This window comes from Microbacterium shimangi (genome assembly GCF_043556445.1).
Lineage (GTDB): Bacteria > Actinomycetota > Actinomycetes > Actinomycetales > Microbacteriaceae > Microbacterium.
The window spans coordinates 19,403-41,506 of record NZ_JBIGII010000008.1 but is presented as its reverse complement, the minus strand read 5'-3'; the positions used below and the strand labels follow the sequence as shown (position 1 = coordinate 41,506).

The following is a 22,104-nucleotide window of genomic DNA, read 5'->3' as shown; positions in this document are numbered from 1 at the left end:
GAGATTGCGCACCTTCCCCCGCTCGCCCCGCGCACGTCGCGGAGCGCCGGGGGAAGTGCGGGCGTCGGCCGCGAGGCCGGCGACGGCGAGAACGGTGCGCGCGGAAACCGGTCGACCGCGGCGTGACGCCCGTGCCCTCGCCTACGGGCGGGGTTTGGATGCTGCGCCCTCATGCCGTAGTCTGTCCCTTTGGTGCCTCCGCCTGCCGGAGTGCATCGCGAACGTGAGCCCTCCACCGGCCTGTTCCCTCCACGGGGGTGAACGACCACCGGAGTGGGATTCACGAACTTCTCCGTTCGAACCAGAAAGCAGTCTCACTGTGACGCGCACATACACCCCCAAGGCTGGCGAAATCCAGCGCGAGTGGCTTGTCATCGACGCGACCGACGTCGTTCTCGGTCGCCTCGCCTCCCACGCGGCGGTTCTCCTCCGCGGCAAGCACAAGCCCACCTTCGCGAACCACATGGATGCCGGTGACTTCGTCATCATCATCAACGCCGAGAAGGTGGCTCTCACGGGCCAGAAGCTCGAGAAGAAGATGGCGTACCGCCACTCGGGTTACCCGGGCGGTCTGAAGAAGATGTCCTACGGCGAGCTGATGGAGAAGAACCCCATCCGCGCGGTCGAGAAGGCCATCCGCGGAATGCTCCCGAAGAACAGCTTGGGCGCACAGCAGCTGACGAAGCTGAAGGTGTACACGGGTGCGGAGCACCCCCACGCCGCACAGCAGCCCAAGGCCTACGCCTTCGACCAGGTCGCCCAGTAAGCGCGAGAGACTTAGAGGACAAAATCGTGTCGGACATCGACCCCACCAACTATTCCACCGAGACGCCGCTCGACCAGGCGGCCGCCGAGGCCCCGCGTCCCGTGCTCTCCGTTCCCGGCGCAGCCGTCGGCCGTCGCAAGCAGGCCATCGCCCGCGTGCGTATCGCCCCCGGCTCGGGAACCATCACGGTCAACGGCCGCGCGTTCGAGGACTACTTCCCGAACAAGCTGCACCAGCAGCTCATCAACGACCCGTTCACGGTGCTCAACCTCACCGACGCGTACGACGTCATCGTCCGCGTCTCCGGCGGTGGCCCTTCCGGCCAGGCCGGTGCGGTTCGCCTCGGCATCGCGCGCTCGCTGAACGAGATCGACCTCGAGAACAACCGTCCCGCGCTGAAGAAGGCCGGCTTCCTCTCCCGTGACGCTCGCGTCAAGGAGCGGAAGAAGGCTGGTCTCAAGAAGGCCCGTAAGGCGCCTCAGTACTCGAAGCGCTGAGTCCGGCTGCCCGTATGCCGTTGTTCGGCACGGACGGGGTGCGGGGGCTGGCCAACGGCCCCCTCACCGCCGATCTCGCACTTCACCTGGCCCAGGCGACTGCCGTCGTCCTGGGCCAGGGCCGTTCTGCCGAGGCGCGTCGCGCCGAGGGCAAGCGGCTCACCGCGGTCGTCGCTCGCGACCCGCGGATCTCAGGGGAGTTCCTCTCCGCCGCAGTGGCGGCCGGACTCGCCTCATCGGGTGTCGACGTTCTCGACGCCGGCGTTCTTCCGACCCCGGCGGCCGCCTATCTCATCGCCGACATCGACGCCGACTTCGGCGTGATGGTCTCGGCGTCGCACAACCCGGCGCCCGATAACGGCATCAAGATCTTCGCGCGGGGTGGCGTGAAGCTGCCCGACCTCGTCGAGCAGCGCATCGAAGCCGCCCTCGACGCCGACAAACTGCAGCCCACCGGCGCGGGCGTCGGACGGATACGCGTCTTCTCCGACGCAGAAGACCGCTACGTGCTCCACCTCCTCGGATCCCTCCCGCATCGTCTCGACGGAATTCACGTCGTCCTCGACTGCGCGCACGGCGCAGCATCCGGTGTGTCTCCCGAGACCTTCAAGGACGCGGGAGCGACGGTCACGGTGATCGGCGCGGATCCCGACGGCCTCAACATCAACGACGGCGTCGGATCGACCTACCTCGACCATCTCGCCGAGGTCGTCGTGCGTCTCGGTGCCGATGTCGGCATCGCGCACGACGGTGACGCCGACAGGTGTCTGGCGGTCGATGCCGCGGGCAACCACATCGACGGCGATCAGATCATGGCGATCCTGGCGGTCGCCATGAAAGAACGCGGCGCGCTCGCCTCGGACACCCTCGTCGCCACCGTCATGAGCAACCTCGGCCTCCACCGGGCGATGGAACAGCACGGCATTCGCGTGCTCCAGACGGCTGTAGGCGACCGGTACGTGCTCGAGGAGATGACGAAGGGGGCCTACTCGCTGGGAGGCGAGCAGTCCGGACACGTCATCATGAGCGACCACGCCACCACCGGCGACGGCCTGCTGACGGGTCTGCACATCGTCGCCGAGATGGCGCGCCAGCAGAAGACGATGGCCGAGCTCGCCTCGATCATGACCGTCTTTCCGCAGGTGCTGGTCAACGTGCGCGGCGTCGACCGCGACCGGGTGGCGACCGACAGCGAGCTGCAGCGCGCCGTCGACGAGGTCCGTGCCGAGCTCGGCGACACCGGCCGGGTGCTGCTGCGTGCCTCGGGCACCGAGCCTCTCGTGCGGGTCATGGTCGAGGCGGCCGACGAAGCATCCGCGCGCGATGCGGCCGACCGCCTGGCCGAGGTCGTGCGCGAACGCCTCGCGCTCTGAACCGTCCGGCGTTCAGCCGACCGGTTCGGTGAGGCCCTCGATCATCGCCAGATAGGTCAGCGCACCCAGGGTCCACTCGACGGGTTCACCGTCGATCCCCGGCGCCATGATGCGCTCCACGGCGACGGGCGAGCCCATGCGGCGGCGGCTGACGATGCCTTCGACGATCGCCGCTCCGGCCGTGACCACGTGCCGCCACTGCACGCCGGGTCGTGGGCGCAGGCCCATCTGCACGAAAGCGACCGCGTAGAACTCGGTCATCCCGTCGCTGAATCGCGCCTCGGCCGCACGCAGGGCCTCGGCGACGCGCTCCCGTCGGCCGGCAGGGAGGCTGGGCACCGTCGCCGCGAGGGCGAGGAACGTCCGCCATTGAGCCGACGACGCGGTGTCTTCCACGTTCTGGCGAAGAGTCACGCGCACGACCTCGCGGAGCACGGCGGCCGAGCCGGCGGGGTCGCGCGTGCCGTCCGAACGCAGCATGCGACCCGCGTGCTGCGTCATCGATTCGTTCGCAACCCGAACGGTCTCGGGGAAGAACCCGGCGGGGGCGCCGTCTTCGGCGTCGAGAAGCTGCACCATGAGCTCGGTGAGCAGCTCCTCCTTGCCTCCGAACGCCGCGAACGCCGAGCTGCGGGGCACCCCCACGTGACGGATGAGTTCTTCCATGTTGAGGTGGTGGAGGCTGACCGTCACCCCACCCTCGCCCAGAAGCGCGCTTCCGGCTTGAAGCACGCGGGTTCGCAGCTCGGCTTTCGACAGACGTTTCGGGCGATCGTTCTGGACTTGGAGTCTTGAGTCTTGTGATGCTGCGGGCTCTGCCATATCGTCGAGAGTACCGACGGGATGCGCGACGTGCTCCGGATACGAAGCCGCATCGGACCGGGGGGTCGTCGGTACTCGGTGCTGTGCGCTCGGGAAGCCCGTGGGGACACGCTTCCCGGGCGCGCTGCCCGAGGCTCTTCGCGGGGAGATGACGCGGAGGGTCACACTGGTCGTCCTCCCCGTTGATCGTGTTTATAGTGGAAGCGCAACGTAAGCCGTTGTGGGCCACCGGGCCAAAAGATCTCGGTGGAATGTGAGAGACGTCGACGTCGGTCGGGTCCGCATCTCCCTGCAGCTGCGGTCGGCGCGTCGTCTCACCTCCTGTTCATCGGCGGAAGTGTGAGTTTTCGAATGACGCTAAAAGCAACCGTGGTCGTGGGTAACCCCAAACCGCAATCGCGCACCCTCAAGGTCGCGACCACCCTGATCGAACGCCTGCTCGAGCCGGGATCGTTCGATCTGACGGTGATCGATCTCGTCGAGCACCAGTCCGAGATCTTCTCCTGGCCGAGCGAGAAGATGGCCGGGCTCAACGCTCACGTCGCCGAGAGCGACGTGGTGGTCTTCGCTTCGCCCACCTACAAGGCGACGTACACCGGACTGCTCAAGGCCTTTCTCGATCGCTACCCGGCCAACGGGCTGAAGGGGGTCGTCGCTCTTCCCGTGCTGACCGGCGCCGACGCGACCCACTCCATGGGACCCACCTTCACCCTGGCACCCCTTCTCGTCGAGCTCGGAGCGACCGTGCCCGGCCGCGGGTTCTACTTCGTGTCGAGCCAGATGGACCGGCTCGACGAACTCGTCGACGCAGCGGCCGCGGAATACCGCGACAACCTCTCACGCATGGCCGCCCTGGCCGCGTCGGCGTCTCGCACGGCGGCGGTGACCCGATGACGACTCCCCAGCCTCCGTCGTCCGGGATCGACCAGCGCGCACTGCGCGACACGCTCGGACACTTCGCGTCAGGCGTGACGATCATCAGCGGCACCGACGACGAGGGGCCCATCGGCTTCACGTGCCAGTCGTTCTACAGCGTCTCGATGGACCCGCCGCTCGTCTCGTTCAGCGTCATGAAGACGTCGACGACCTACCCGCGCATCCGCGAGACCGGCTCGTTCGCCGTCAACGTGCTGTCGCACCACCAGCACGACGTCTCATCGCAGTTCGCCCGCAAGGGCACCGACAAGTGGGCGGGCGTGCAGTGGCAGCCGACGGCCTCCGGCAACCCCGTGATCCTCGACTCGTTGACGTGGCTCGACTGCGACATCTGGGCCGAGCACGAGGCCGGCGACCACCTCATCGTCATCGGCAAGGTGAACGAGACCAGCCCCGCGGAGTGGCATCGGCATGACCCGCTGCTGTACTTCAAGGGTGCCTACCGACACCTGCGCGACCTGGCCAGCTGAGTCGGGGTCAGCCCACGGCGAGCGACTCGATGTAGCGCAGCAACACTCCTTCTCGGAGCGCCCACGGCGAGACCTCGAGTTCGTCCACATCCATCGCCTTCATCGCCTGGTGGAGCACGACGGCGCCGGCGACGATCTGGAAGGTGCGGTCGGGAGTGATCCCGGGGAGTTCCTGCCGGGCTTCGGCGGGAATCCGCGCAAGCCGGGGGATCCAGTCCTTGAGTGCCGACCGGGGGAGGACCATCCGCTCGATGCCCGACCAGCCGGGCACGGGATAGCCGGCGAGTTTCGCGAGCGACCGGATCGCTTTCGATGACCCGACCACGTGATCCGGACGCGGAAGCGCGGCGAATCGCTCCGCCACGGGGGCGAGGGCGGATGCTGCGTGCTCGCGAAGCGCGTCGATCTCGTCGTCGCGCGGAGGATCGTCGGGCAAGAACTGCAGCGTCATCCGTCCTGCACCCAGCGGAACCGATTCCGCCAGATCGGGGAGCTCGTCGCCGCCCCCGGCGATCTCGAGTGAGCCCCCGCCGATGTCGAACAGCAGAATCTGCCCCGCCGACCAGCCGAACCAACGACGCACGGCGAGAAACGTGTAGCGCGCCTCGGTCTCGCCCTCGAGAACCTGCAGCGGCTGCCCGAGTGCCGCCTCGACCCGCGCGATGACGTCGGCGCCGTTCGTCGCGTCTCGCACCGCGGAGGTGGCGGTGGCGAGAAGCTCGTCGACGCCCTCCGCCTCCGCTCGTTCTCGTGATCGCGTGACCGCGGCGACGAGTGCGCGCACGCCCTCCTCGGAGATGGCGCCTTCGGGGGTGAGGTAGCGCATCAGTCGCAGCACCGTGCGGTCGCTCGTTCGAGCGGTCGGACGCCCGCCGGCGCGGGCACTGGCGACGAGGAGATGAACGGTATTCGAGCCGATGTCCAGAACCCCGAGTCTCACCCTGCGAGCCTACCCGGGCGCCTCCGTCGACCCGCTTCGCAGTGCGGGCGCGCGGCGCCGGTAGCATGGGGCGGGTGTCTGCCGCCGAGACTGCTGCTTCCGCACCGTCGCTGAGCCCGTACCGCGAGATCGCCCGCGCCGACTGGGCTCGGATGGCCGCGGGCATGCCGCAACCGCTGACTGAGAACGAAGTCGTTCAACTCCGCGGCATCGGCGATCGCCTCGATTTGCGCGAGGTCCGCGAGGTCTACCTGCCGCTGAGTCGACTGCTCAGCCTGTACGCGACCGCGACTCGGCGTCTCGGGGCCGCGACCAGCGACTTCCTGGGCGAGCCCGACACCACCACCCCGTTCGTCATCGGGGTCGCGGGATCGGTCGCGGTCGGAAAGTCGACGATCGCCCGCCTGCTGCGCGAGCTGATGAGCCGGTGGTCCGACACTCCTCGCGTCGAGCTCGTGACCACCGATGGCTTCCTGTACTCCAACGCCGAACTCGAACGCCGCGGCATCATGCACCGCAAGGGCTTCCCCGAGTCGTACGACCGTCGAGCTCTGGTCGACTTCGTGAGGCGCGTGAAGAGCGGCGATCCCGAGGTGCGGGCGCCCTTCTACTCGCACGTTCGGTACGACATCATGGCCGATGCCCACGTGACCGTGAGCCGCCCCGACGTCGTGATCGTCGAGGGTCTGAACGTCCTCCAGCCGCCGCCGTCGCCGAACGAGGTGGCGGTGAGCGATCTGTTCGACTTCTCGATCTACGTCGACGCGGCGTCGGCCGATATCGAGTCGTGGTACGTCAGCCGCTTCCTCGCGTTGCGGCAGGGCGCGTTCGCCGATCCGTCGTCGTACTTCCGGGTCTTCGCCGAACTCACCGACGACCAGGCCGCCGAGACGGCCTTGAAGTACTGGAACGACATCAATCTCCCCAACCTCGAGGAGAACGTGCTCCCGACACGTCACCGCGCCACGCTCGTGCTGCAGAAGGCGGTCGACCACGCCGTCGAGCGCGTGCTGTTGCGGAAGGTCTGATCCCCAGCATCCGCCCCGCCCCCAGTGCGGACTACTGGTGTCGAGCACCGGAGTGTTCTCAGTAGCCACTGAGACGCGGATTTCCCTACGGGGATGCATTCGCCAGGGTTCAGCCCGCTCATAGGTTCCCGTACGTTCGGCCAGAACGCCGCGCTCTCGCCCACAGATGCGCGGTGAACGGCAGCGACGGCACAGGAGTCGGGGAGTTGGCCCACATGAATCGCGAACGTACGTACGGCCCGAAGATCAGGAAGAACCGGCGCGCGAGGACGAGGAGTCTCGGACTTCGCATCACGGCCATGGTGGGCGTCACGACGCTGGCCGTTTTCGGCGGCGCCACTGCCGCGAACGCGGCCGCCGGCGACTCCTCGAATGCGACGGGCACCTTTCTCGGAGGGTCGATCCTCGACCTGATCGACCTCGACGCCGTCGCCGACCTCGAAGGCGCCGCGGCGAGCAACGACGGCGTGGGGCCGACCGTAGAAGACTTCAACACCCTCGACCTCACCGCGCTCGGTGCGATCACCGTGACCGTGCCCGGCGGCATCCAGATTCCCCTCAACCTGGCCGACGCCGGTGTACTCGGCCAATACGCGAGCGCCGACCCCGACGGCTCGTCGTTCGGCGCCTCGGGCGCGGTGGGCTCCGACGGCGTGGTCGGCGTCGGGCCGGTCCCCGGTGATCCGCCGGGTCCTCTCACTCTCGACCTCACCGACGCGGTCGGGTCACTCGGTCTGCCGACGGCCCTCGCTGACGATGTCGCCGACGTCGACCTGTCGGTCGGTGCGGTCACGGCGGAGGCCGCCCTCGTCGGATCCACCGGCATCACCCGCGACTACACGATCGCCGACGCGTCGCTGACGCTGCAGAGCGACACGGTCGCGGGCTTCGCGGGCACGGTGAACACCGCGATCGCGCCGCTGCAGTCCGCCGTCGACGGGCTCGAAGACACCGTTAACGATGCGGTCGACGCGCTCGACGGCTTCGTGCTCGAGGCTGACCTCACGGTCGGCACGGCGAGCCTGACCTCGGCGGTGTCCGGCTTCCTCTCCGGCCCGATCACGAGTGACGAATACGACGGTGTCGTCGTCGACCTCAGCACCGGGGTGATCTCGGTCGACCTTGAGCAGATCGTCGACCTGAACAACCTGGGCGTGGGGCAAGAGATCCTGAGCGGTGCGACCATCCAGTACATCCAGGATGCTGTGCTCGATACCATCGAAGACACGCTCGCCGACGTGACACAAGAACTCGTCGACGCGATCGAGGACATCACGATCACCGGCGGCGTGGGTATCGACCTCGGCCTCGGCGTGCTGCCCGCGCTGACGGTGGACACCACGGTGGGCGAGGTCGCGGCGGGGGACGCGTCCGGCATCACTCTTCTCGAAGGTCTCCCCGTCCCGCTGCCGGGGCTGGTGGGTGCGGTCTTGGACGCCCTCGCGACCCCGCTCGACGCTCTCATCGCCTCGGTCGCCGACGTCGCCACGGCCGCGCTCGCTCCGGTCAACGACGTGCTGCTCGAGGTGATCGACCTCGTGCTCCCGGGCATCGTGAGCCTCACCGCGAACAACCAGTCCGAGGCGGCGGGGGTCTACTCGATCACCGCGCTGATCCTCACCGTGCTCCCCGGGGCAGGCGGCGCACTCGCGATCGAACTCGCCAACGCGACGGTCGGTCCGAACGTCGTCGACGGCAACCCCGACGTGACCATCACCGCGCCGACGGAGGGCGAGATCTTCGTCGTTCCCGACGTCGATGACGTCTACGACGCGACGATCACCGGTACCGGCGCCGAAGGGGCGACCATCGACGTGGCCGTCACCGGCCAGGCGACGCAATCCGTCACCGTCACCGGCGGAATCTGGACCGCGGAGTTCCCCGACCTCCCGGTCGGCACCTACGCGGCCACGGCGACGCAGACGGTCGACGGCTCGACCGCATCGGTGACCTTCTCGGTCGCGGCCGCACCCGACGTCGTGATCACCGACCCGATCGACGGTGACGAGTTTCCGGTCGCCGGCCCCGCCGACACCTACGACGTTCCCGTCTCGGGCACCGGCGCCGCCGGATCGATCGTCGACGTCGAACTCGACTCGGGCGAGACGGAGCAGGCGACGGTGACAGCCGAGGGCATCTGGACGGTCACGTTCGATGACCTCGCGGTCGGCGCGTACACGGCCACGGCGACCCAGGCGATCGACGGCTCGACCGACGAGGTGGACTTCTCGGTCGTCGAAGCGGTCGATGTCTCGATCACCGAGCCCGTGGAGGGCGAAGAGATCGTCGTCGATGGTCCGGCTGACACCGCCGACGTCACGGTGGCCGGCGATGGCGCCCCGGGTGCGAGCGTTGCGGTCACCATTCCCGGCGTCGGCACCGAGACCGCCGAGGTCGATCAGGACGGCGAGTGGGCGGTCGTGTTCGATGACCTGCCGGTTGCCGACTACACCGCGACCGCGGTGCAAGATGCCGACGGCTCGACCGACAGTGTGTCGTTCGAGGTGGTCGCCGCCGAAGACGTGATCATCGAATCCCCCGTCGAAGGCGCCGTGATCTTCGTCGACGACGCGGACGACACCGCATCGGTGACCGTGTCGGGTACCGGGCAAGCGGGTGAGACCGTGACCGTCTCGATCCCCGGTGAGCCCACCCCGCCGGCCGGGACCGTCGAAGAAGACGGCTCATGGGCCGTCACGTTCCCGACGCTCGGTGTCGACGTCTACACCGCAACGGCGACGCAGAGCGACGGCTCGACCGACACGGTGAACTTCTCCGTCGCGGCCGAGACCGATGTGGCGATCGCGACGCCGACCCCCGGCCAGGTGTTCGTCGTGCCGGATCCCGGTGACACCGCCGACGTTCCGGTGACCGGAACCGGTCAGCCGGGTGCGGTGGTCACCGTCGTGCTCGACGGTGACGACGACAACCCCGAGACCGACACCGTCGCGGACGATGGCACGTGGAATGTGATCTTCGAGAACGTGAGCCAAGGCAGCCACGAGGCCGTCGCGACGCAGGACGTCGACGGCTCGACCGACAGCGTCGAGTTCTCGGTCGAAGAAGCCGACGACGTCGAGATCGAGTCGCCCCTGGAGGGCGAGGAGTTCTCGGTCGACGGCCCCGCCGACACCGCCGATGTGGAAGTCACGGGAATCGGACAACCGGGAGCCGTCATCACGCTGACGGGTGTCGGCATCACGACCCAGACGGCCGACGTGTCGCCGCAAGGGACGTGGACGGCGGTCCTGCCGGCGCTCGGCGTAGGGGACTACTCCGTGACCGCGACGCAGAACATCGACGGGTCGACCGATTCGGTCGACTTCGAGGTCGACGATCGCGACGACGTGCAGATCACCGACCCCGATGAGGGCGACGTGATTCTCGTTCCCGACGTGGGCGACACCACGACGGTCATCGTCACCGGAACCGGAAACCCCGGTTCGACGGTGACGGTCACCGTCGGCGATCTCGACCCCGAAACGACCACGGTCGAAGAAGACGGATCGTGGACGGTGCCGGTTGCCGGCGTGCCCGAGGGCGAGCACGTCATCACAGCCGACCAGGACGACGGGTCATCGAGCGCGGTGACCATCGAGGTCGCCGCGGCCGCCGACGTGACGATCACGGAGCCGGACCCCGGTCAGGTGTTCACCGTGGACGGCGTCGATGACACGACCGACGTGGCCGTGACCGGCACGGCTGAGCCGGGTGCCACCGTCACCGTGGTTCTGGAGGGCACCGATTCCATCGAGACCGCCGAGGTCGCGCCGGGCGGATCCTGGACCGTGACATTCGATGATCTGCCGGTCGGCGATTACTCCGCCGTGGCGACCCAAGACGTCGACGAATCGGAGGCGGAGGTCGCGTTCGTGGTCGAAGCCGAGATCGCGCCGGTCGAAATCATTGCCCCCGAGGACGGCGACGAGATCTTCGTCGACGAAGCGGGCGACACGGCCACCGTCACCGTCTCGGGGCAGGGCGAACCCGGCGCCGAGGTCGAGGTGGAGCTCGACGGCCTCGCAGAAACCGAGATCGCCGAGGTCGAGCAGGACGGCAGCTGGAGCGTCACGTTCGAGGAGGTCGAGGTCGGCGAGTACGTCGTGACGGCGACGCAGGACGTCGATGACTCGACCGACTCCGTCGACTTCTCGGTGGCTGTGGAGGGGGCCGTCGATGTGGTGGACGCGGATGCTGACGCGGACACCGATGCTGACGCTGACGCGGATGCGGATGCCGACACGGATGCCGACGCGGACACCGATGCGGATGCTGATGCTGACACGGACGCGGATGCGGATGCCGACACGGATGCGGATGCTGACGCGGACACCGATGCTGACGCGGACACCGATGCGGATGCCGACGCTGACGCTGATACCGATTCAGACGCGGATGCGGATTCAGACGCTGACGCTGACGCTGACGCTGACGCTGACGCGGATGCGGATGCGGATGCGGATGCGGATGCGGATGCGGATGCGGATGCGGATGCGGATGCGGATGCGGATGCGGATGCGGATGCGGATGCGGATGCGGATGCGGATGCGGACGCCGACGCCGACGCTGATGCCGATTCAGACGTCGACGCGGATACCGACGCCGACGCGGACGTAGATGCCGATGCCGACGCGGATGCGGATACCGACGTGGATGCAGACGTTGACGCGGATGCCGATGCTGACGCGGATGCGGATACCGACGTGGATGCCGATGCTGACGCTGACGCGGATGCTGACGCCGACGCTGATGCCGATTCAGACGTTGACGCGGATACCGACGCCGACGCCGATGCGGACGTGGATGCAGATGCCGACTCGGATGCTGATGCTGATGCTGATGCCGACGTCGATGTGGACACGGACGCCGATGTCGACGACGATACGGACATGGATACGGACACCGACGCCGACGCTGACGTGGATGCCGACGCGGACACCGACACAGGTACAGACGCCGACGCAGACACCGACGGTGGAGACACCGCTCAAGCGGAGGCAACGGTGACGCAGACGCGCATCGTCCGCGGAACCGGCACCATGCAGGTGGTCGTCGGAACCGGGTTCGAACCCGGGGAGACCGTCTCTGCGACGGTCAACTCGACGCCGTTCGAGCTGGCGCCGGTGGTCGCCGACGCGGCCGGCAATGCGCGGTTCACCTTCCCGGTCGGGTCCGCCTTCGAACTCGGTACCCACCGCGTCGAGGTGCGCGGGTCGGTCTCGGGTGAGATTCCGTTCGAGCGGGAGAGCACCGCCTTCACGGTGGTCGCTGCTCCGTTGCCGGCAGCCGGGCTACCGGCGACCGGTGGAGAGCCGAACGGTCCGGCGCTCGGTGGTCTCGGTATGGCGATGCTGATGGCCGGTGCCGCCGCGCTGGCGATCCGCCGCCGGAGCACCGCTGAGTAAAAGTGGAGCGGCGGGGGCGCCTCGAGCAGGTGTCCCCGCCGCTCCATCCGACGTCACCGGCGACGAGGCCGCTCCGTCGCCGGTGACGACTCCGTCTCGGGTCGGTCGTCTACAGGCGCTCGCGGCGGTCATCACCGTCCTCGTGGTAGCGGGTTATGTCTTCGTCAGTGCGACGTTCACGCTCCCGGCCACACCCGCGCAGGCATCGGTGAGAGAAGTCTTCGCCCCGTACTTCTCACAGCAGTGGAACGTCTTCGCGCCGAACATCCTGCGCGTGAACCGGGAGCTTCAGGTGCAGGTGCAGTGGCGTGAGGAGGGTGAACTCGTCCACAGCGACTGGGTCGACGTCACGAACATCGAGTTCGCGGCGTCCCGCGGCATCCCATTCCCGTCCCGCATCTCGAAAAGCTCGTTCAACGCGACGCAGGCGTATCTCTCGCGCTATCGCGCGCTGTCGGGTGCGCAACAGACGCGCGTGCGCGACACGTTCATCGAGTCGGCGGGCCAGGGCGGGTTCTCTGCCATCGAGAACTCCGAACTCATCGACGAGATCGATAATGCGCGTGCCGGTGACGGGCAGGAGTTCGAACCACTCACCGACGGCGACGTCGTCGATGAGAGCGCGGCGACCGAGCCGACCGGCAATCGTTCCGCCGTGGTGCGCTTCTTGCGCTACGACTACATGCTGACGAGGTTCGCTGCAGCTTTCGGCTCTGCGTACTTCGACGAAGACGTCGAGCGCGTGCGCTGGCGTGTGCAGACCGAACGCCCGAATGATTTTCTCCACCGCTTCGACACCGAGCCGCAGTCACCCGTCTCGTATGCGACCTTCGGGTGGCGTCAGCCGACCGTCGAGACCGACCCCGAGGTGCTGGACATCTTCGACGACGTCGTGGGGAGGTACACGGGGCGATGATGACGACGAACACGACCAGGCGGTCGCCGGCGGTCTGGGCAGCGCAGACCCTCGACCCGGCGACGCTGTGGTCGGGATTCCGAGGCTGGCTCTCGGGGCGCCAGCACTCCACGATCAGCTTCTCGGTGATGCGCGTCCTGCTGTCGGTGGGCATGCTCGCCGTGCTCGTCCCGAGTCTCCCCGATCGCCTCTACCTGTGGGGCCCCGGCTCGTGGTGGGTCGAGCCCGAGGCGCGTCGCCGCGGGTGGTGGGAGCCGCTGCGGCTGATCTTCTCCAAAGAGAGCGTCTTCTGGTTCGACGTGGCCTACGGGGCGCTCCTCGTCTTGGTGCTCCTCTTCCTCGTGGGGTGGAAGACGCGGTGGGTGACACCGGTACTCCTGGTGTTCTGGGTCGGACTCTCGACGAACAGCACCCTGCTCACCAACGGGGGCGACACCCTCATGCGCATCGTTCTGCTCTTCGCCGTCTTCGCGAATCTGAGTGCCCACTTCTCGGTCGATGCCTGGGTGCGCCGTCGACGACCGCCCGGTGCCGTGGCGCCGCGCCGGCGGATACCGAGGCCGCCGGAGTGGGTCGCGAACTGGACGCACAACACGGTGCTGATCCTGTGCGTCTATCAGATCCTGCTCGTCTACCTGGTCTCGTCTGTGCTGAAGCTCGCCGGCGAGGAATGGCTCGAGGGAACAGCGATCTATTACGCGCTGAGCATCGACCAGTTCCGGGTTCTCCCCGTCCTCAGCGACACGGTGTGGCAGTTCACCCCCGCCGTGATGATGGCGACGTGGACCGCCCTGTGGGTGCAGCTGCTGTTCCCGGTGCTGATCCTCTGGCGCCCCACGCGCTACGTCGCCATCTTCCTCATCACCGGAATGCATCTCGGCATCGCGGTTCTCCTCGGACTCTGGCCGTTCTCGCTCACGATGATCGCTCTCGATCTGCTGCTGATCCGCGACCGCTCGTGGGTGCGGGCGGGCGGCTGGGCGACCCGCGCGGGACGAGCCGCCAGGCGGGTCGTCTCCCACGCGTGGCGGGGCGACCACACGCGTCCGCGCGACCGTGCGGGTGGGCCGTCGGGCACCCTCCGCCCGCCTCGCAGGCCTCGACGGCCCGCCCGCGAGTCGCACCATCCGGCGCTCTGACCCTCGGCCGACGCGCCGCCTCCGGCCTCGAAGCCGACGGCCAGGCCGCCCGGCTTAGGATGAACCCCTATGTGCGGAATCATCGGATACGTCGGCCCCCGGCAGAGCCAGGGCATCCTTCTCGCGGGCCTCGCCCGTCTGGAATACCGCGGCTACGACTCGGCCGGTGTCGCGATAATCGATGCCGACGGCGACCTGGGCATGCGCAAGCGCGCGGGCAAGCTGGCCGTTCTCCGTGACAACCTGGCCGAGCAGCCGCTGAACGACGGCACCACGGGCATCGGCCACACCCGCTGGGCGACTCACGGCGGACCCACCGATTCGAACGCGCACCCCCACCTCGCCGACGATGACAAGCTCGCCGTGATCCACAACGGGATCATCGAGAACTTCGCCGAGCTGAAAGCCGAGCTCGTGAGCGACGGCTACACCTTCCAGAGCCAGACCGACACCGAGGTCGCCGCCGTTCTCCTCGGCCGCGAGTACCGCGCCACCGGCGATCTCGTCGCCGCATTCCGGGCCGTCGTGTCGCGGCTCGAGGGTGCCTACACGCTTCTCGCCATGCACCGCGATCACCCCGGTCTCGTCGTCGGCGCGCGCCGCAACTCGCCGTTGGTGATCGGCCTCGGCGAGGGCGAGAACTTCCTCGGTTCCGATGTCGCCGCATTCGTCGAGCACACGCGCCACGCACTCGCCATCGGGCAGGACGAGATCGTCGCCATCACCCCGTCGGGCGTCGAAGTCACCGACTTCGCCGGTCAGCGGGTCGAGGTCGAGCCGTTCGAGGTGACGTGGGATGCTTCGGCCGCCGAAAAGGGCGGATGGTCGTCCTTCATGGCGAAGGAGGTCTCGGAGGAGCCCGACGCCGTCGCGAACACGTTGCGCGGACGCATCCGTGACGGCGAGGTCGTCATCCCCGAGCTCGAGGGCCTCGACGAGCTGTTCCGCGACGTGTCGCGCATCGTCGTCATCGCCTGCGGCACGGCGGCGTACGCCGGCCAAGTCGGCAAGTACGCCCTCGAGCAGTGGGCGCGGGTGCCGGTCGACGTCGAACTCGCGCACGAGTTCCGCTACCGCGACCCCGTGCTCGGCCCCGACACCCTCGTCGTGTCGATCAGCCAGTCCGGCGAGACGATGGACACCCTCATGGCGGTCAAGTACGCCCGCGAGCGCGGTGCGAAGACCCTCTCGATCTGCAACACGCAGGGCGCGACGATTCCCCGGGAGTCCGACGCGGTCGTGTACACCCACGCCGGCCCCGAGGTCGCGGTCGCTTCGACGAAAGCGTTCGTGGCGCAGATCACCGCGCTCTACCTCTTCGGCCTCCACATCGCGCGACTTCGCGGATCGCTGACCCCGACCCAGATCGCGGAGCACATCGTCGAGCTCGACGCGGTGCCCGGCAAGATCGCTCAGATCCTCGAGCGCGAGCAGCCCCGTATCGAGCAGTTCGCGCACTGGATGGCCGACACCCGCTCGGTGCTCTTCCTCGGCCGTCACGTCGGCTTCCCGATCGCGCTGGAGGGCGCGCTGAAGCTGAAGGAGCTGGCCTACATCCACGCCGAAGGGTTCGCGGCGGGCGAGTTGAAGCACGGACCGATCGCATTGATCGAGCCCGGCCAGCCCGTGTTCGTCATCGTGCCGTCGCCGCGCGGGTCGGGTGAGCTGCACCGCAAGGTGATCTCGAGCATCGAAGAGATCAGTGCTCGAGGCGCTCGGGTCATCGCGATCGCCGAAGAGGGCGACGCCGCCGTTCTGCCGCAGGCCGACGAGGTGCTGCGCATCCCGCTCGCCGGGCCTCTTTTCGAGCCGCTCCTCGCCGTCGTGCCGCTGCACATCTTCGCGATGGGTCTCGCCAGAGCCAAGGGACTCGACGTCGATCAGCCGCGCAACCTCGCGAAGTCGGTCACGGTCGAGTGAGCGCCGTCGCATGAACGCCGTTCGAATGAACACCCCCGAGTAGGGCGCCGTGATCGTCGGCATCGGGGTCGACCTCGTCGACATCGCGCGTTTCGAACGCTCCATCGCTCGCACCCCGCGCTTGCTCCCGCGGTTGTTCTCTCCCGCCGAGCGGATGCTGAAACCCCGCTCGCTGGCGGCGCGCTACGCCGCCAAAGAAGCGCTGATCAAGGCTCTCGGCGGTTCGGACGGCGTGCACTGGAGTGAGATCGAGATCACCTCCGAAGCATCCGGTCGTCCGCTGTTCCGCCTGTCGGGGTCGACCGCGCGCGTCATGGCCGAGCGCGGCATCACCGCCGTGCACCTGTCGATGAGTCATGACGCGGGAATCGCCACGGCCTACGTGGTCGCCGAAGCTGACAGGGTTGCCGCATGAGCAGGCTGCCCCCGGGTTCGATGCGCGAAGCCCGCATCGACGTCGACGCGATCGCCGACAACGTGCGACACCTGCGCCGACTGACCGACTCCGAGATCATCGCGGTGGTGAAAGCCGACGGCTACGGTCACGGCGCGTTCCGTTCGGCGGTGGCCGCCCTGCGGGGCGGGGCCACGAGGATCGGCGTTGCCGACGTCGCCGAGGCGCTCGCGCTGCGTCGCGCCGGCATCCGGGCGCCGATCGTGGCGTGGCTCCATGCGCCGGGCGCGTCGTTCGACGCGGCCGTCATGGCAGACATCGAGCTCGGCATCTCAGGAATCGATCAGCTGCTGCAGGCGGCGGCATCAGCATCCGCTTCTCGTCCGGTGTCGGTGCACCTGAAGATCGAGACCGGGCTGTCGCGCAACGGCATCGCCCCGGCCGACTATCGCATCGTCTTCGCCGAGGCTGCCCGTCTCGAGCGCATCGGCAAGGTGCGGGTGGTCGGAATCTTCTCCCACCTCGCGAACGCGTCGGAGGCCGACGATCGCGCGGCACTGGCTGCGTTCGAAGAGGGCGTCGTCGTCGCGGCGGCGGCGGGCCTGCACCCGCCGCTGCGGCACATCGCCGCGACGCACGCCGCGATCGCCCTCCCCGAGTCGCGCCTGGGCTGCGTGCGCATCGGGATCGGACTCTACGGACTCTCGCCTTTCGCCGATCGCACGTCTGCGGATCTGGGGCTGCGGCCGGCGATGACCCTGCGCGCCGCCGTCGCCGCGGTGCGACGCGTGCCCGCGGGGAAGGGCGTGTCGTACGGGTACGACTACCGCACCGACCGCGACACGACGCTGGCCCTCGTGCCGGTCGGCTACGCCGACGGCGTGCCGAGGCAGGCCTCGGGGTCGGGCCCGGTGTGGATCGGGGGGCAACGCTTCACGGTCGCCGGTCGCGTCGCCATGGACCAGTTCGTCGTCGACGTCGGCGAAGCGCCCGTTGCCGTGGGCGACGAGGCGGTGCTCTTCGGCGATCCGACGCTCGGCTTTCCCGCCGCGTCGGAGTGGGCGGATGCTGCGGGCACGATCGACTACGACATCGTGACGCGGATCGGCCCGCGCGTGCCGAGGGTGCAGGTGTCGGGATGAGCGTGCCCGACGAGCTGCTCGGAGCGCGCGAAGTGGCGTCCGCGGCTGAGATGGAAGACCTCGGCCGCGCGATCGGCGCGGCACTGACGCCCGGCGACGTGGTCGTGCTCACGGGGCCGCTCGGGGCGGGGAAGACCACGCTCACGCGCGGCATCGGCACGGGCCTCGGCATCAGAGGGCCGGTCCAGAGCCCCACCTTCGTGTTGGCCCGCACGCATCCTTCACTCGTGGGCGGTGCGCCGCTCGTGCACGTCGACGCCTACCGGCTCGGTTCTGCGGTCGAACTCGACGATCTCGATATCGACGTCGCGGGGTCGGTCGTCGTGGTGGAGTGGGGCGGTGGAATGGCCGAGTACCTCGCCGATGAGTGGTGGGAGATCGAGCTGGTGCGCCAGACGGGCGGTCGCGGCATCGATTCGGCCTGCGGCGACATCTCGCGGGCGGCGGCTGAGCTCGACGCCGACGCGCCGCGCACGGTCACGATCTCGCGTCGACCCTGAAGGGCGCATCACCGGCGCGAGAAGGCGAAGCACGTCGTCGGGCCGCTCGACCGCGGCGTAATGCCCGGCCGTGCTCAGCCTGGTGACCGCGTAGTCGGCGATCCGCCGTGCGAACCACGCGTCGTCCGAGCGCCGTGAGAACACGTCACGTTCTCCGACGACGGCCCGCACGGGGCAGTGGATGCGGCGCCACCGGCGGTCGTCGTACGCGCGTGCCGCGCGTGCCGCCCGCAGAAAGGCCACGGGGCGGATCTCGTCGGCGAGGGCATCAGACACCGACCGGTCGACGTCGAGAGGGTGGCGGAAGAGCGGCATCGCCAGGATTCGAAGGAGGCCGATTCTCCGAAGGAACCGCAACAGCGGGGGAGCCGCCCGACCGAGCCGGTGCAGCAGGTGCATCGCGAGCAGCATGCCGGTGAAGCCCCGGAGCCGCATGCCGCCGCGCACCGGGCGCCGCAGCGCGTCGAGCACGCTGCCGCCGGTCGCCGAGACCAGCCCTACCGCGAGCGTCTCGTCGGGGTGTCGCGCGGCGATGTCGAGCGCGACGAATCCGCCGAGGGAGTGCCCGACCAGCCGCCAGCGGCTGTATCCGAGCGCGTGCACCGCGGCGACGACCGCGGCCGAGAGGTGCGCGATCGAGGGGGCGCGTTCGCCGCTGGCGCCCCAGCCGGGGAGATCGATGAGCACGACGTCCGTGAGCGGGTCCAGCGCCCGATCGGCCGCGGCGAGCAGGGGCGTCCAGGTCGTCCAGCGCGCGGCCGCGCCGTGCAACAGCACCAGCGCAGCGCCTCCGGAGCGGCGACCCGCGTAAGTCGTGACCGCGCCGACCGCCGTCGGCACGACGACCCGGCTAAGCCCCAATCGAAGCTCGTTCGTCTCGAGGGAGGTCGGCGCGGTCACGGGCCGTATTCGGTGCCGACGCCGAATCGGATGGGGTGGGGCGGTGGACGATTATCCTGGACGAGTGTTCCTCGCCATCGATACCTCCCTCGGCACGTCCGTGGCGGTCGTCGAAGACGATGGGGTCATCGTCGCCGAGGCGAGCAGCGACAACCCCCTCGGTCACGCCGAGGTGATCGGCGACCTCCTCGCGCGAGTGGTGGGCGAAGCATCCGCCCCGCTCACGCACGTGGCGTCTGGCATGGGTCCCGGCCCGTTCACCGGACTGCGCGTGGGTATCGCCGCGGCGCGCACGTTCGCGCTCGGTCGCGCCCTCCCCGTCGTGCCCGTGCCCAGCCACGACGCCGTCGCGCTGGGTGTGCTGCTGCAGCGCGCGATCATCGACGGCGCTGACGCCGCGCCCGAGCGCTTCGCGGTCGTGACCGATGCGCGCCGGCGCGAGTTCGCCTACTCGGTCTTCGAGGGGCTCGACGACGACGGGCTGCCGGTGCGCACCGACGGCCCGGCGCTCGCACCCCGCGACGATCTCGACGGCATCGTGGCAGAACTGCGGGCCGTGCGGATCGACGCGGCGTCGGTCCCCGCCACGATGATCGCCCTGATGGCCGCCCGGGCGGTCGCGGCGCGACGCAAGCTGACCTCGTCGGAGCCGCTCTATCTGCGAACACCCGACGTCACGGTCGGCGCCGTACGCAAGCGGGTGCGCACGTGAGTTTTCGACCCGCAACCCCCGACGACCTCGAGGCGATCATGGTCCTGGAGCGCGCGTCGTTCCAGGGTGATGCGTGGTCGGACGCCGTGATGCGTGCGGAGTTGGCGTCGGAGCACACCTGGTACGTCGTGGCTCAGACCGCGGGCGGTATCGAAGGCTATGCCGGGCTCCGCGCCCCCGCGGGCGGAACCGACGCCGACGTGCAGACCATCGCGCTCGCCGAGTCGGCGCGCGGCCGTGGCCGTGGCCGTGCCCTTCTGCGGCAGCTGTTGACGGAGGCGTCGCGCCGCGGCATGCGCGAAGTCTTCCTCGATGTCCGCGACGACAACGACACCGCGCAGAAGCTGTACCGGTCGGAGGGTTTCGTCGAGATCGGGCGTCGACCGAACTACTACCCCGCGGGCAACGTCGACGCGGTGGTCATGCGTCTCGACGTCGCGGGATGGCGGCAGGCCGCCGAGTCGTCTGCGACCGACGCGGGAGCGTGCTCGTGAGCGGCGCGCCCCTGGTGCTCGGGATCGAGACCAGCTGCGATGAGACGGGGATCGGGATCGTCCGCGGGCGCACGCTGCTCTCGAACACCATCGCCTCGAGTATGGAGGAGCAGGCCCGGTACGGCGGTGTCGTCCCCGAGGTCGCCGCCCGCGCGCACCTCGAGGCGTTGCAGCCCGCCATCGAGGCGGCGCTTCGCGAAGCATCCGTTCGTCTCGAAGATCTCGATGCGATCGCGGTCACCAGCGGGCCCGGGCTCGCGGGGGCGCTCATGGTGGGTGTCGGCGCCGCGAAGGCGCTTGCGGTGTCGCTCGACAAGCCCCTGTACGCGGTGAACCATCTCGTCGGCCACATCGCCGCCGACATCCTCTCCGACGACGCGCCGCCGCTGGAATACCCGACCGTCGCCCTGCTCGTCAGCGGTGGGCACACTTCGCTCCTCCTCGTGCGAGACCTCACGGGTGATGTCGAGCTGCTCGGCGAGACGATCGACGACGCCGCCGGCGAAGCGTTCGACAAGGTTGCGCGCATCCTCGGGCTGCCCTACCCCGGCGGCCCCGAGATCGACCGGGCGGCCGCGGCCGGCGACCCCGCTGCCATCCGCTTCCCCCGGGGACTCTCGCGGTCTTCCGACCTGGCCGAGCACCGCTACGATTTCTCGTTCTCGGGGCTCAAGACGGCGGTCGCGCGGTGGGTCGAGCAGCGCGAAGACGCGGGGGAGCCGGTGCCCGTGGCAGACGTGGCCGCGTCGTTCCGAGAGGCCGTCGTCGACGTACTCGTGACGAAGGCCCTCGATGCCTGCGCCCGCCACGACGTGCCGCGACTGTTGCTCGGGGGCGGGGTCATCGCGAACCGGCGCCTTCGCGACGTGGCTCTCGAGCGAGCGGATGCTGCCGGGGTCACCGTGCGCATTCCACCCCTCACCCTCTGCACCGACAACGGCGCGATGATCGCCGCGCTCGCCGCCGAACTCATCAGCGCGGGACGCGAGCCGTCGACGCTGTCGTTCGGCGCTGACTCCACTCTGCCCGTCACGGAGATCCAGGCATGAGCGAGCCTGAGCGGCCGGCCGACGCGGAGTCTGCTGCGCAGCTTCCCGGGCCGCCGCCACCCCTCCCCGACCTCGCGGCGGTGTCGGCGTCGATCGAACGACCTCGCCTCGCGTCGCCCGCCCCGCGCGCGGTGGCCCACGCTCCGGTGGCACCGGTGTCGGCGGTCCCCGTCGCGGCGGCCCCGGTGGGGGAGGCGCCCGCGGTCGAGACGGGTGAGAGCCTCGCGCAGTGGGCGCCCGCTGAGCCGCGCGCGCCGCGGCCCGTCGTCGGACCGTGGGCCCTCGGGCTCGCGATCGTGGCGCTCGCGGCATCGTTCGTCGTGGGATGGGGGCTGCCGGTCGGACTCACGGCGATCCTCGTGGCGATCGTCGCACTGCGCCGGCCGGTCGAGCGGCGGGGTGTCGCGGTGTGGGCCCTGGTGCTCGGCGTTCTGTCGGTTCTGTACAGTGCGGGCTGGCTGCTGTGGGCCGCCTGGCAAAGCGGCCTCATCGGCTGAGCCCCCCCCCGCCACCGCCCCCCTCCTCCTGACCTTCGCTGTCCCCTCCCACGAAATGGGCTTCCCCTGTCGCAAGTGGTGAGCCAGGGGCGCCGTTCGTGACAGCGGAAGCGCAGTGGAGCACGCTCGCCTGTCACGAACGGTGAGCGGCACCCGCCTTATGCGACAGGGGAAGCACGTGAGGGCGGATGCCGCGGGGGTGGG

General features: G+C 69.2%; 19 protein-coding genes and 1 pseudogene. 17 read left to right on the top strand and 3 right to left on the bottom strand.

Features of this window, described 5'->3' with window-relative positions:
* Positions 1 to 319 precede the first annotated feature (319 nt).
* Genes rplM through glmM form a run of 3 tightly spaced genes read left to right on the top strand, consistent with a single transcriptional unit; the run spans position 320 to position 2,636 of the window.
* Positions 320 to 766, top strand: coding sequence for a 50S ribosomal protein L13 (gene rplM / locus ACFXQA_RS14350; RefSeq protein WP_394520556.1), 447 nt, complete (start codon positions 320 to 322; stop codon positions 764 to 766).
* 26 nt (positions 767 to 792) lie between these two features.
* Positions 793 to 1,263 carry a 30S ribosomal protein S9 gene (rpsI, locus tag ACFXQA_RS14345; protein ID WP_394520555.1) on the top strand — a complete coding sequence of 157 codons (471 nt, stop codon included), beginning with the start codon at positions 793 to 795 and terminating at the stop codon, positions 1,261 to 1,263.
* A 14-nt stretch (positions 1,264 to 1,277) separates the two neighbouring features.
* The gene (gene glmM, locus ACFXQA_RS14340) at positions 1,278 to 2,636 is read left to right on the top strand and encodes a phosphoglucosamine mutase (RefSeq protein ID WP_394520554.1); all 1,359 of its coding nucleotides are present in this window, start codon (positions 1,278 to 1,280) and stop codon (positions 2,634 to 2,636) included.
* 12 nt (positions 2,637 to 2,648) lie between these two features.
* On the opposite strand, the gene ACFXQA_RS14335 is transcribed toward glmM, so the two are convergent.
* Positions 2,649 to 3,329 carry a hypothetical protein gene (locus ACFXQA_RS14335; RefSeq protein ID WP_394520553.1) on the bottom strand — a complete coding sequence of 227 codons (681 nt, stop codon included), beginning with the start codon at positions 3,327 to 3,329 and terminating at the stop codon, positions 2,649 to 2,651.
* Positions 3,330 to 3,809: 480 nt separating this feature from the next.
* Between ACFXQA_RS14335 and ACFXQA_RS14330 the strand changes: the two genes are divergently transcribed.
* Entirely contained in the window at positions 3,810 to 4,352 is a 543-nt protein-coding gene (locus ACFXQA_RS14330) for an NADPH-dependent FMN reductase (RefSeq protein ID WP_394520552.1), read from the top strand.
* Positions 4,349 to 4,864 carry a flavin reductase family protein gene (locus ACFXQA_RS14325; protein ID WP_394520551.1) on the top strand — a complete coding sequence of 172 codons (516 nt, stop codon included), beginning with the start codon at positions 4,349 to 4,351 and terminating at the stop codon, positions 4,862 to 4,864. The genes ACFXQA_RS14330 and ACFXQA_RS14325 overlap by 4 nt, the downstream gene beginning before the upstream one ends.
* A 7-nt stretch (positions 4,865 to 4,871) precedes the next feature.
* Here the strand turns inward: ACFXQA_RS14325 and ACFXQA_RS14320 are convergent, their stop codons facing one another.
* Positions 4,872 to 5,804 (bottom strand): Ppx/GppA phosphatase family protein, encoded by a 933-nt coding sequence (locus tag ACFXQA_RS14320; RefSeq protein WP_394520550.1) that lies wholly within the window; start codon positions 5,802 to 5,804, stop codon positions 4,872 to 4,874.
* Between the two features lie 65 nt (positions 5,805 to 5,869).
* Between ACFXQA_RS14320 and coaA the strand changes: the two genes are divergently transcribed.
* The 8 genes from coaA (at position 5,870) to tsaE (ending at position 18,248) form a co-directional block, all read left to right on the top strand.
* On the top strand, positions 5,870 to 6,832 hold the full coding sequence (coaA, locus tag ACFXQA_RS14315; RefSeq protein ID WP_394520549.1) for a type I pantothenate kinase: 963 nt from the start codon (positions 5,870 to 5,872) through the stop codon (positions 6,830 to 6,832).
* Positions 6,833 to 7,131: 299 nt separating this feature from the next.
* The gene (locus ACFXQA_RS14310; protein WP_394520548.1) at positions 7,132 to 12,237 is read left to right on the top strand and encodes a choice-of-anchor G family protein; all 5,106 of its coding nucleotides are present in this window, start codon (positions 7,132 to 7,134) and stop codon (positions 12,235 to 12,237) included.
* A gap of 82 nt (positions 12,238 to 12,319) precedes the next feature.
* On the top strand, positions 12,320 to 13,153 hold the full coding sequence (locus ACFXQA_RS14305) for a DUF5819 family protein (RefSeq protein ID WP_394520547.1): 834 nt from the start codon (positions 12,320 to 12,322) through the stop codon (positions 13,151 to 13,153).
* Positions 13,153 to 14,292, top strand: a complete 1,140-nt coding sequence (locus tag ACFXQA_RS14300; protein WP_394520546.1) for an HTTM domain-containing protein — start codon at positions 13,153 to 13,155, stop codon at positions 14,290 to 14,292. The genes ACFXQA_RS14305 and ACFXQA_RS14300 overlap by 1 nt, the downstream gene beginning before the upstream one ends.
* Positions 14,293 to 14,361: 69 nt before the next feature.
* A complete protein-coding gene (glmS, locus tag ACFXQA_RS14295) occupies positions 14,362 to 16,212 on the top strand; it encodes a glutamine--fructose-6-phosphate transaminase (isomerizing) (RefSeq protein WP_394520545.1) in 1,851 nt (616 codons plus the stop codon).
* Between the two features lie 49 nt (positions 16,213 to 16,261).
* Positions 16,262 to 16,627: a holo-ACP synthase gene (locus tag ACFXQA_RS14290; RefSeq protein ID WP_394520544.1), complete on the top strand. Its 366-nt coding sequence runs from the start codon at positions 16,262 to 16,264 to the stop codon at positions 16,625 to 16,627.
* A complete protein-coding gene (alr, locus tag ACFXQA_RS14285; RefSeq protein WP_394520543.1) occupies positions 16,624 to 17,748 on the top strand; it encodes an alanine racemase in 1,125 nt (374 codons plus the stop codon). The genes ACFXQA_RS14290 and alr overlap by 4 nt, the downstream gene beginning before the upstream one ends.
* Positions 17,745 to 18,248 carry a tRNA (adenosine(37)-N6)-threonylcarbamoyltransferase complex ATPase subunit type 1 TsaE gene (tsaE, locus tag ACFXQA_RS14280; RefSeq protein ID WP_394520542.1) on the top strand — a complete coding sequence of 168 codons (504 nt, stop codon included), beginning with the start codon at positions 17,745 to 17,747 and terminating at the stop codon, positions 18,246 to 18,248. The genes alr and tsaE overlap by 4 nt, the downstream gene beginning before the upstream one ends.
* A gap of 36 nt (positions 18,249 to 18,284) precedes the next feature.
* On the opposite strand, the pseudogene ACFXQA_RS14275 reads toward tsaE, so the two are convergent.
* A pseudogene (locus ACFXQA_RS14275) lies at positions 18,285 to 19,025 on the bottom strand (alpha/beta fold hydrolase); the annotation flags it as partial.
* 187 nt (positions 19,026 to 19,212) lie between these two features.
* On the opposite strand from ACFXQA_RS14275, the gene tsaB reads away from it, so the two are divergent.
* The 4 genes from tsaB to ACFXQA_RS14255 are packed head-to-tail and all read left to right on the top strand — an operon-like array spanning position 19,213 to position 21,900.
* Positions 19,213 to 19,860, top strand: a complete 648-nt coding sequence (gene tsaB / locus ACFXQA_RS14270; protein WP_394520566.1) for a tRNA (adenosine(37)-N6)-threonylcarbamoyltransferase complex dimerization subunit type 1 TsaB — start codon at positions 19,213 to 19,215, stop codon at positions 19,858 to 19,860.
* The gene (rimI, locus tag ACFXQA_RS14265; RefSeq protein ID WP_394520541.1) at positions 19,857 to 20,354 is read left to right on the top strand and encodes a ribosomal protein S18-alanine N-acetyltransferase; all 498 of its coding nucleotides are present in this window, start codon (positions 19,857 to 19,859) and stop codon (positions 20,352 to 20,354) included. The genes tsaB and rimI overlap by 4 nt, the downstream gene beginning before the upstream one ends.
* The gene (gene tsaD / locus ACFXQA_RS14260) at positions 20,351 to 21,403 is read left to right on the top strand and encodes a tRNA (adenosine(37)-N6)-threonylcarbamoyltransferase complex transferase subunit TsaD (RefSeq protein ID WP_394520540.1); all 1,053 of its coding nucleotides are present in this window, start codon (positions 20,351 to 20,353) and stop codon (positions 21,401 to 21,403) included. Before rimI ends, tsaD begins: the two co-directional genes overlap by 4 nt.
* The gene (locus ACFXQA_RS14255; RefSeq protein ID WP_394520539.1) at positions 21,400 to 21,900 is read left to right on the top strand and encodes a hypothetical protein; all 501 of its coding nucleotides are present in this window, start codon (positions 21,400 to 21,402) and stop codon (positions 21,898 to 21,900) included. The genes tsaD and ACFXQA_RS14255 overlap by 4 nt, the downstream gene beginning before the upstream one ends.
* The last annotated feature ends 204 nt before the right edge of the window (positions 21,901 to 22,104 follow it).